Below are 12,146 nucleotides of genomic sequence, written 5' to 3' on the forward strand. Positions count from 1 at the left end.
AGTGTGAATACGCATCTGACGAATGTAGTCAAAGATGTTAATGAAAAAATCACGAATATTACTCAAGAAGTTAAAGGGGATGCCTTGTTGTGGAGCGATGATGATCAGGCATTTGTAGCTCTTCATGGAAAAGGCGACAAAAGAGGCAAGAGCAAACTGAAGTTTCTTGTTGATGGAGAGGTTTCAGAGGGCTCAATGGAAGCCATTACAGGCAATCAACTTTATTTGATGAGTAACCAACTTGCTGTGTATTTTGGTGGTGGTGCTGGCTATAAGGATGGAAAATGGACAGCTCCTAATTTCCAAGTTGCGCAATTCAATGCTGATGGTTCTGTTGATAAGAAGATAAGCTATAATAACGTTGCCAGTGCTTTTGACGGTGTAAGTGATAGTATGTCGAAGATAAACAACCGCATTCAAAATGTTGAAAAGAATGTCTCTTCTAATGGTTTAAATTGGAATGAGCAGAAAGGGATGTATGACGCTAGTCATAAAGGCAAAGCAAGCAAGATTGATAGCGTTGCCAATGGTAAAATTGAAAAAGGTTCAAAAGAAGTTGTAAATGGAGGACAATTATGGGAGACTAATGAGCGTATTTCTGGTGTTGAAAAAGATGTTCAGCATATCTCAAATAGAGTTGATAACATTTCTAATACTATTGCTGATATTGGTGACACAGTTCTCAATATTGATGCCAAAGTTGATAATATTGATAATAGAATTAACAATATTGCTGAGGATACTGTTCGCTATGACACAGATAAAACTGGTCAAAAAACCAATAAAATCACTTTGAAAGGTGGAGATCCTAGTGAACCTGTTATGATTGATAATGTAGCTGATGGTCGCATTGAGAAAGGTTCGAAAGAAGCTATTAATGGTGGACAACTGCATGACTATACTGAACAGCAAATGAAGATAGTTCTCGATGATGCAAAAAAATATACGGATAGTCAGGTGAAGAATATCGTTATTAATACCATTGATGATGCTGTTGATCGGGCTGACCAATATACAGATATGAAGTTTAATATTTTAACTTATGATATTAAGAATGTACGTAAAGAGGCAAGGCAAGCAGCAGCCATTGGTTTGGCAGTATCCAATCTACGTTACTTCGACGATCCTGGATCTTTGAGTATCTCATTTGGTAGTGGCACGTGGCGTGGACAATCTGCATTTGCTCTTGGCGCTGGTTATACGTCTGAAAATGGAAAAATTCGCTCTAATCTATCTGCAACGAGTGCTGGTGGTCATTGGGGAGTAGGCGGTGCAATAACTCTGAAAATAAAATAATACGAAGAGAATAAAATTTAACAGAATTTTCGCTCTTGTCTCATTAGGCAGGGGCGAAAATTTTATAATAAGTCAAAACAGTATTACACTTAAATTTTACAGAAGCCATATTTCATAATCTTGCTAATAAAACACACACTTCAACAACTTTGAAGTGTGTTTTTTATAGTGAGTCAGAGAAAAATATATGAAGAAAAAAGATTTTTTGCTATCTAATTTAATAAGATTCATTCCAGTAAAAAAATTCCTTATTTACTAGAAGAAATCTTTTACAAAGAAAAACAGTTCTTATTTTAAATTAATAAATTAAGGTTAATTGGCTTCATTACAGTAACAAAAAAGAATCACAAAAAGCTTACGAGGCTTCTTATGATAAAAATACAACCACCCTAAACTTTACTACTTAACTCTTTTATCGAATTAAAAAGTCTACTCTCACTTAAATAAAAAAACTTTTTCTTTATATTTAGACTAATTGCAAAATTTCCAACCCGCAGGCAAAAATGATCAATATTCGTAACCACAATCCCACTAACGCTTTAACTAGTGCCTTTACTAAATATGTCAACCTAACGTTTTACAGAACAACCATAAAACTAAACCTATAACCCTATAACGCTAAAATATGTCTTTTTTATGTTAAATATGTTTTTAGAGGGGATATCATGAAAAAGTTATATACCACATCAGCGACAAGAGAATTGAAATGCCTTCGTTCTCCTTATTCGCTACCTTTAGTTATGGAGATTTCGTTGACTGCAATGGTAGCATTTTTATCGAACGTTTCTCTTAGTTTTTCAGCAGATTTTGATATAAGCAAAGTGTTTCGTGAAGGTGTCGAGAGCGCTTTTATAGTTTCGCCCCCAAATGTTATCTCTGCTTATAATACCTATAACAGTGGCTTGGATGCTTTTTCTATTTCAAAAGACAATTATTTAACAGCACTCAATAAAGCAAGAGCAGAAAAAGTTAAAGCTTCTAGTGATTATGCAAATTTTCTAATCAATACTTTTTCCAATACGGGTGATGAGAGCTTTATAAGTGTTTTGAAAGAAGATGGCGATTTTGCACGGAAAAATGTGCCATATATACTTAAGATACAGCAGCTTACAAAAGATAACAACGAGAAAACAGATGTAGGATTGTTTAACGTTCTTAGTTTAGAAAAAAGTACCAAGAGGATGCGACCAATAGCTGTAGCAAATGTATTTCCAGTTGCTACGAGAGGAAACTATGATGCGGACCATTCTTATACTGTGGGTTATGAAGTGAAGAAAAAAGGCAGTAATGTTGTTGCTATAGGTCCGTGGGCTGATGGAGGTGATACTGAGGCAGTTGCTATAGGTAAATTTGCTTCTGTTAAAGGGCAGGGTGGTGTCGCAATAGGTTCTGGAGAAATGAAAGACGGTTATATCACAACGACCCTTGCGGATTTATATGCAGTAGCTGTGGGACGTAAAGCGCAAGGTTCGGGGAAATATGCGGTTTCTATTGGTTCTGATACAATGGGGGCTGGTGTTGGTTCTGTTGCACTTGGTGGGCAAGCGAAAGCGATGGTGGATAACGCTACTGCTATAGGCTTTAAAGCTGTTGTGGGGTATTCTGGTGGTGTTTCTTTAGGCGCTTCTGCAATTGTGGCAGGAAATAATAGTATTGCTTTAGGCGCTAGTACAGCTGTGTCAAAAGAGGATAGCATTTCTATAGGTTATATGGCTCACGCTTCGGGTAAAAGCAGTGTCGCAATAGGTGGTGAATATAGTGGGAAAGAGGGTGATCATACAACAGCGAAGAGTGATTATTCAACAGCTGTAGGTAGTGTTTCCAAGGCTCTAGGGTATGGTTCGACTGTTCTTGGTCATCGGGCATACGCAAGTAATAATAAGGGCATTTCTATAGGATTTTATTCAAAAGCAAAGGGAGATGGAAGTATTACTTTAGGTGCTGAAGCAGAGGCATCAAATGCTTATAGTATTGCTTTAGGTTTCAGTTCTAAAGTGACAGTTGATGGAGGAATTGCTATCGGGGGAAATTCTGTGTCTGATAGGGCTGCTGGTGTTTTGGGGTATACTTCTATTCTGCAAGGGCCGGCCACAACCACCGAATCTCAATGGAAAAGTACGCAAGGCGCTGTGAGTGTTGGTAATCCTAGTAAGAATATAACACGACAAATTATAGGCGTAGCAGCTGGTAGTAATCCAGCTGATGCAGTGAATGTTAGGCAGTTAAGAGACTTAGAAGATGTCATGAGACAAAACGGTTGGAAATTATCTGTTGGTGGGAAAAATGCTAAAGCTGTTCTTATGAACAGTGATGTAGATTTTTCTACTGGAAGCAGCAACCTGAATATTACAAAGAACAAAGACGATAATAAGATAAAATTTGATCTAGCTAGGAATGTTACAGTCGATAAAATACAAGTAGAAAACAACATCTTAGATGCAACTGGGTTGGTGATTGCTAATGGTCCGAAAATAACCACTTCTGGGGTTAATGCTGGCAGTAAAAAGATAACAGGAGTGGCAAAGGGTACTGAAGATACCGATGCGGTGAATTTTGGACAACTGCAAAAAGTTGAAAAAGATGTCAAAGAACAAGTCGCAGCCAGTAGCTTCGTGAAACAAGATGATAAAACAAAATACATCACCATTGGTAAGGAAACCGATGGTGATAAAATTGATATTACCAACAAAAATAATGGAACGCGTACTCTTACGGGTCTAAAGAGTGCTTCTCTGTCAGAAGTTTCAAATGAAGCTGTTACTGGTTCGCAGTTGTTTACAACAAATAAAAATGTAACAACTTTATCCGATAATTTCAAAACCGCTGCCACGAATATGGTCAAGTATTTTGGCGGTAACGCCAAATATGAGGATGGTAAATGGACAGATCCAAGCTTTACAATAAAGACGGTGAATGCTGATGGTGAGGAAAAAGAAGAGAGTTATAAGAATGTAGCGGCAGCTTTGGCAGGCGTTGGTAGTTCTATCACAAATGTTAAAAATGATATCAAGAATGAAATCACGAGTGTAAAAGGTGATAGCCTTGTTAAGTGGGATGAGGAGACCAAGCATATTAACATTGGTGGTGACAAAGAAGAGGCTACAATCAATATTGCGGATAAAGGAAGTAATAATAGAATCCTTTCTGGCGTTAAGGATGCAGAAGAGGCTAATGAAGCGGTTAACAAAGGTCAGCTTGATAAGAATGTGACAAAACTTTCTAAAGATATTGAGGAGGTTCGTTCTGTAGCAGTTTTCTATGATTACGATACAGAAGAAGATTCAGATGACGCACATGCACTTACGAGATTAGCTCGTAAAAAACAAACCAGTGTGACTTTTGGAAAACCTTCGGAAGGCACGGTTGCTTTACGTAATGTTGGAAGTGGCAAAATTGCAACAGATTCAACAGAAGCAATAAATGGTTTCCAGCTTCATACATTGGGTACAGAGGTTGCGACATATTTTGGTGGTGGCGCTAGCTATGCAGAAGGAAAATGGATCAATCCTAAATTCACGGTTAAGAAATTCAATTCTGAAGGTGGTTCTGTGACTGAGGAGTCTTATGACAATGTAGCGGCTGCTTTTACTGGTGTTGGTGATTCTATAACGAATGTTCAGAAGCAATTGACTGAACAGGTTAATAATGTGATTAACAAAGTAGAGAGCGAAAGCTTTGTTCAGCAAGATAAAACCACGCATCTTCTCACGATTGGTGCTAAAGCAGAAGGCACAGAAATTAATATCGCCAATAAGGACAAAGGGGATAGAGTACTTTCCGGTGTGAAAGCAGCAACACAAAATAATGAAGCTGTTAACAAGGAACAGCTTGATGAAAGTTTGGAGAAGCTTTCTAACAATCTTCAGTCTGATGAGTCTGCTGTTGTTCATTATGATAAACAAAAGGATGGTCAAATTGATTATGCGAGTGTAACTTTGGGAGGTAAGGACAAGGCTTCCGTTGCAGTTCATAATGTGAAAGATGGTGCCATTGATGAGCAATCACATGATGCGATCAATGGTGGGCAGATTAATAAAATATTTCAGAGTGTAGTCAAAGTCTTGGGTGGTGGTGCAAAATTTATTAGTGATATATTTACAGGGCCAACCTATAAACTTTCTAAGGTTTCTAAAGAGGGGCATGTAGAAGAGGGTACCTTTAACGATGTTGAAGCAGCTTTTACTGGGCTTAATGAGAATATCAAGAATGTGAATGATCGGATTAAGCAAGTTTCCCAAGGTGTTGCACAGGATTCTTTGTTGTGGAGCACAGCTGATAAGGCTTTTATAGCGCAGCATGGAGAGGGAAAAACCAATAGCAAAATTAAGTTTCTTGCCAATGGAGATATTTCTGAAGACTCAACAGAAGCCGTTAATGGTTCTCAGCTTTATTCTGTAAGCAATGCGCTTTCTACTTATTTAGGTGGTGGTGTTAAATATGAGAATGGTAAATGGACTGCTCCAAATTTTAAGATAAAAACCATAAAATCTGATGGCAGTGAAGTTGAAGAAAACGCCTATGAAAGTGTAGCGGAAGCTTTTGAAGGCATAAGTACTTCTTTCATGAATATCCACAATGAAGTTAAGAATGAGATTAACAATGTGGTTAGTGATAATCTTGTTAAGCAGGATGAAGAGACGAAGCTTATCAAGATTGGCGGAGAAAAAGAGGGTACTGGTATCAGTATTGCAAACAGTAAAAATGTGGCGCGGATTCTTTCTGGTGTGCATGCAGGAGCAATCTCCGAAGAATCAACAGATTCTGTGAATGGTTCGCAACTTTATATGTTCAGCAATGCACTAGCGGCGTATTTTGGTGGAGGTGCTGGTTATAAGGATGGCAAGTGGCATTCAGCAGAATTCAAAGTCACGCAATTTAATGATGATGGTAGTTCTGTGGATAAGAAGAGCTATAATGATGTTGCGAGTGCTTTTGATGGTGTAAGTAAGAATATGACGAGTATCAACAAGCGTATTCATGATGTTGAAAAGAATGGCTCATCCAATAGTTTGAATTGGAATGAAGAAAAAGGAGCGTATGACGCTAGCCATAATGGAAATTCGAGTAAGATTACCAATGTAGCAGATGGCAAAATAGAAGAAAATTCGCAAGATGTTGTGAATGGGGGGCAGCTATGGAAAACGAATGAGAAGGTGAAAGAGGTTGAAAACAAGGTAGATACGATTGACCAACATGTTAAAGATATTGAAAATACCGTTACGAATGATGCGGTTAAGTATGATAAAGGAACTGATGGAAAGAAGGTAAATAAAGTTACATTAGTTGGTGTGAGTGAAAGTGATCCAGTATTATTAGACAATGTAGCGGATGGCCGTATTGAAAGTGGTTCAAAAGAAGCCGTTACAGGCGGTCAGTTGTATGACTATACAGATCAGCAAATGAATCTGGTTCTTTCTGATGCAAAGAGATATACGGATGAGCGCTTTAACGATGTTGTTAATAATACGGTCAATAATGTTGTTAATGAGACAAAATCCTACACTGATATAAAGTTTGAAGCGTTAAGGTATGAAATTAAGGAGATTCGCAAAGAATCCAAACAGGCAGCAGCGGTAAGTTTAGCGGTATCGAATTTGAGTTATGAAGATACACCAGGCTCTTTAAGTTTATCGATTGGGACGGGTGTATGGCGCAATCAATCCGCATTTGCCATTGGAGCGGGTTACATGTCTGAAAATGGGAAGATCCGATCGAATATATCCGCTACGAGTTCTGGTGGACATTGGGGTATAGGAGCAGGTTTAAGAGTGAAACTGAATTGATAGAGAGTCGTTAAGTTTTTCGATGGATTTTGAAATTATATTTTTCCTGTATGAAAAGTTAAAAATATTTTATCTTTACAATAAGCTTTATAACGCACTATAGTTATTTATAAATCGAGTTATAAGTACATATTATTTTTCTATAGTATTTTACTTACAATTGTTGAAAAAAGATCACACAGTTCTGTAAATATATTCAAATTGATAAAAATTGTTATTTTTTTGTTGCTATTTTATTATAGAAAGAATATGACTCATAAAGTATCTTAGTAAGACTCATTTTGATCAAATAAAAATTCAAGAGGGGGGAAGTAATGCGTAATAAAGAAAAACATTAGCCCGAGGAACGCTGCCTCTATCTTGTACTCTATAAAGATTTTAAGGTTTTCTTAAATATTTCGATTTTTATTTACTTAAATCACAAAGAAAATATAACTTTTCAGTATGAAAAAATTTACAAGATAATAAACATTTTTTACGTTTCCTTATCACGTGATTAATTTTCTAAAAATTAAAATGCCTCTAATATTTAAATCCCTTAAATATCTATCTTTAAAGCCTAGATGATAAACCGTAAGTTTAATTCCATTAAAGTCTAAATACATCCTTTATGTTCACATAACATATTTCTAAATTTTTGCATTTAGACGTCATTGCAGAAAGCACATATAAAACAGACAAAAAGACTCAACATACCCCTTATTTAAGCGTCCACCCTCAATTTTCGATTTCAACCGAGCAAGTGGATAGCATCAAAATATGTCTTTTTTATGTTTTGGATATGCTTTTCAAATTTTTTCATTGGAGAGTTTGTTATGAAAAAAATGCATGCCACATCACAGAGACCTAGTTTGAAGGCTGTGCTTATTTCTCGGCGTTTATCTTTGTTTACAAAGCTTTCGTTGGGAACAGCCATGGTTGCACTCTTATCAAGTGCGTCTCCTGTATTGGCAAAAAAAATTGATATAATAGACCAACAAGTTCTTCAAAGCATAGAGAAGGCAATATCAGTTTATTCTCAAGGGAACGATAAAAGGATTACTGCTGCTTATGATAGTCAGAACAATGTTGATGTCTCTGATTTATCTAAGGCAGGTTATGTAACAGCGCTTAGTAAAGTAGGCGCAAAAGTAGGCGCAGAAAAAGTTAAAGCTTCTAGTGATTATGCAAATTTCCTAAATGATACACTTTGGGAGAAAAGCGATCAAAAAACATCACGACTCGTAAAGGTGTCAACTAAGAGTGGAAGTATTGGTGCAGGTGACGATGATTATGTGAATGTTATATCTCCCTTGAAAGCTTCTAGCGCATCAGTAGAAAACTATCCAACAAAACCGAGTGTAAGGAGTCTGGCAAGCACAAGAGGACTTGAAAGAGCTGGGACAAGTGCTACTTCCTTAGGCCCAGGGGCAAATGCAGCGGGTCAGCAAAGTGTTGCTATTGGTAACAAGGCACAAGCAACAGGAAAATTCGCCATAACTATGGGTGATCAGGCACAGGCGACAAAAGAAGACAGTATAGCTGTAGGTCGCATGGCGCATGCTTTGGGGAAAAGCAGTACCGCATTAGGTTCTGAATATAATGAGGAGAGTACACACGGGGATAGTGATTATACCACTGCGAAGGGTGATTATTCAACAGCTTTGGGTGCTGTTTCTAAAGCTTTGGAGTTTGGTACAACGGCTGTTGGGCATCGTGCATATGCAGCGAAAGAACACGCTATTTCTATAGGTTTTTATTCAGAAGCGAATGCAGAGAAAAGTATTGCTTTAGGTTCTAACGCAAAGGCAAATGGGGACAAATCTCTTGCTCTAGGCTTTCAGGCAGAGGCAAAAGCAGCTGACACTATTGTTTTAGGTTCTAACGCAAAGGCAAATATGAAAAATTCAGTTGTTGTTGGTGCGAATGCAAATGCAACTGGAGACAACTCTCTTGTTCTAGGCTTTCAGGCAGAGGCAAAGGCAACTAGCGCTATTGTTTTAGGTTCTGAAGCAGAGGTATCAGATCCTTTTAGTCTTATTATAGGTGTTAAGGGAAAGGCATCAGGTTGGTATAGTGTTGGTTTGGGTTATGGCGTAGAAGTAACAGGTGAGCGTAGTATTGCTTTAGGTTACCAATCTAAAGTGTTGGTTAAAGATGGTGTTGCTATAGGTTCCACTTCTACATCCGATAGGGCTGCTGGTGTTGCAGGTTATACTTCTCTTTTGCAAGGACCAGCAGAAAACTCCGGAATTGAATGGAAAAGTACGAAAGGTGCAGTGAGTGTTGGTAATACTAGTAATAATATAACGAGGCAGATTACAGGCGTTGCAGCTGGTAGTGGAGATGCCGATGCAGTGAATGTTAGACAGTTAAAAGACTTAGAAGAAGTTGTAAGAAAGAACGGTTGGAAACTGTCTGTTGATGGTAAGAATGGCAAGACCGTTCTTATGGACAGTGACGTAGATTTTTCTGCTGGAAGTCAAAACTTTGCAATCACAAAAAGCAAAGACGACAATAAGGTAAAATTTGATTTAGCAAAAAACCTTACACTGGATGGCATAAAAGCAGGGAATAATACTCTAGACGCAACAGGTTTAAAAATTACAGGCGGTCCGCAAGTAACCACCAGTGGTATTGATGCTGGGAGTAAGAAGATCACAGGCATTAAAAACGGTGCACTTACAGCAGAATCGACGGAAGCGGTCAATGGTTCCCAGCTTTTTGCAGCAAATAATGAAATTAAGGATGTAAGAGACAGTATTCTTGTTAAGCAAGTAGCAGAGATGACTTTAGCGCGTAGTCTGCGTAATGGAGGAACAGGTCTTATCACGATTGGTAGAGGAACCGGTGGCACCGAAATCAGTATTCTAAATAAGGATAATGGAGCCCGGAAGCTTTCCGGTCTCTTGGGCGGGGATCTCAGTGCAAATTCAGATGAAGCAGTCGCTGGTAATCAGCTGAATAGTACAGCGACCCACATAGCAAAGTATTTGGGTGGTGGGATTGACTTTGGAAATGGTCAATGGAATGAAGCAAGATTCAAAGTCAAAACTGTTAACTCTGATGGCAAGGAAGATGAACAAAGCTATGCAAGTGTAGCGGAAGCTTTTGAAGGTGTTGGTACTTCTATCACAAACGTTCAGAATAAATTTACCAAGGAGATTAATAAAGCCATTACCAATGTAAAAGGTGACAGTCTTGTTAAGTGGAATGAAGAATCTAAGTTAATCAAGATAGGAGAAGAAAAAGAAGGGACTAAAATCAGTATAGCAAATAAGGATGGCACGGCACGGACCATTTCTGGTGTTGCTGCTGGTACTTCCGAGAATGATGCGGTGAATTTTTCGCAACTGCAAGATGTTAAAGAACAGGTAGCAGCAAGTAGCTTCGTTAAACAGGATTCAAAAACGAAACATATCACTATTGGTAAAGAAACAGATGGTGATAAAATTGATATTACCAACAAGAAAAATGAAAAGCGAACACTTACAGGTATAAAGGATGGAGCACTATCAGCAGATTCACATGACGCCGTCACGGGTTCACAGCTTTTTACGACAAGTCAAAATATAACAACTGTAGCAACGAATATAGCTAAGTCCCTTGGAGGGGGTGCTAGTTATAAAGATGGCGTATGGAGTGATCCAAAATTCACGCTTAAAACTATCAACGATGATGGCAAAGAAGGTGACACAAAAGACTATCCCGATGTAGCGCAAGCTTTTGCAGGAATTAATGATAATTTCCAAAATGTAAATAAGAATGTACAGAACATTGTTAAGGATTTTAAAAAACAGGTTACGAATATTACGCAACAAGTTCAAGGCGATGCTCTGTTGTGGAGTAAAGAAAGTAACGCTTTTGTAGCCTTGCATGGGGAAAAAGATAGCAAGGCAAACAGCAAAATTACGTCTCTTGCTGATGGTTCTATAGCGGCAGGCTCGAGTGATGCAGTTACGGGTGGTCAGATTAATACGATTGTTTCGGGTGTTACAAGTGCATTAGGTGGAAATGCATCCTTTAGTGTTGATGGCACTTTTACAGGTCCCACCTATGGCTTATCGAAGGTTTCAAAAACGGGTGATGTCACAAAAGAATCGTATGAAGGTGTTGAAAAAGCCTTTAAAGGAGTTGATGAGAATATCAAGACTGTAAATGCTCGCATTAAGGACGTCTCAGAGGGTGTTGCACAAGATTCTTTATTATGGAGTAAGGGTGACAAAGCCTTCGTCGCTCAGCATAAAACGGAAGAAGGTAAAAAGGTAAACAGCAAAATTACGTCTCTAGCAGATGGAGATATTAAGGAAAAATCGCATGATGCAATCACTGGTGGACAGATTTATGATCTGCAAAAACAGTTTGCTGGCTATTTGGGTGGTGGTGCTGAATATAAGGATGGTCAATGGACAGCCCCAAGCTTTATCCTGAAAATGTTTGGTGAAGATGGTAAGGAAGGTGAAAAGCAGACCTATAATGATGTAGGCTCTGCGTTTGCAGGAATTGATACGAACTTCAGCAATGTTAACCAGCATCTGACCAATATTGTTGAAGACTTTAATAAAAAAGTCGATAACATTAACAAAGAAGTTAAAGGCGATGCTTTGCTATGGAGCAATGAAAACGGTGCTTTTGTAGCTCAGCATGCAAAAGAAGATCAGAAAACAAATAGCAAAATTAAATTTCTTGCTGCCGGAGATATTACAAAAGACTCGACAGAAGCTATTAATGGTTCCCAGGTTTATTCTTTGAGTGATAAATTTGCTAAGTATTTAGATGATAGCGCTGGTTATGATGCGAAAGGCGAATGGAAAGCACCAAGCTTCAAGGTTAAGGTTGTTGAAGCTGATGGTATTACAATTAAAGATAAGAATTATAATACAGTAGCAGAAGCTTTGTCTGATGTTGGTAATTCATTCACGAATATTAAAAAAGATATTACGAATGTTGTCAGTGATAGTCTTGTTAAGTGGGATGAAGAGAAACAAGTAGTCAAGATTGGTGCAGAAAAACACGGTAATACAATCACAATTTCTGATCAGGATAGTAAAGACAGAATCCTTTCAGGAGTTAAGGATGCAGAGCATA

The 12,146-nt window shown here is 38.1% G+C and carries 2 protein-coding genes and 1 pseudogene; all 3 read left to right on the top strand.

Annotation, left to right across the window (positions count from 1 at the left end):
• Positions 1–1,296 (top strand): Vomp family autotransporter (locus PVV59_RS08705; RefSeq protein WP_273755726.1); only part of this gene is annotated, 1,296 nt, incomplete at its 5' end.
• A gap of 665 nt (positions 1,297–1,961) precedes the next feature.
• Positions 1,962–7,079, top strand: coding sequence for a Vomp family autotransporter (locus PVV59_RS08710; protein ID WP_273755727.1), 5,118 nt, complete (start codon positions 1,962–1,964; stop codon positions 7,077–7,079).
• Between the two features lie 815 nt (positions 7,080–7,894).
• A pseudogene (locus PVV59_RS08715) lies at positions 7,895–12,146 on the top strand (hypothetical protein); the annotation flags it as partial.

This window comes from Bartonella sp. MM73XJBT.G (genome assembly GCF_028618435.1).
Lineage (GTDB): Bacteria > Pseudomonadota > Alphaproteobacteria > Rhizobiales > Rhizobiaceae > Bartonella.

Coding starts and splice junctions, on each gene's coding strand:
- PVV59_RS08710 (WP_273755727.1), top strand. CDS start 1,962: ATGAAAAAGTTATATACCACATCAGCGACAAGAGAATTGAAATGCCTT.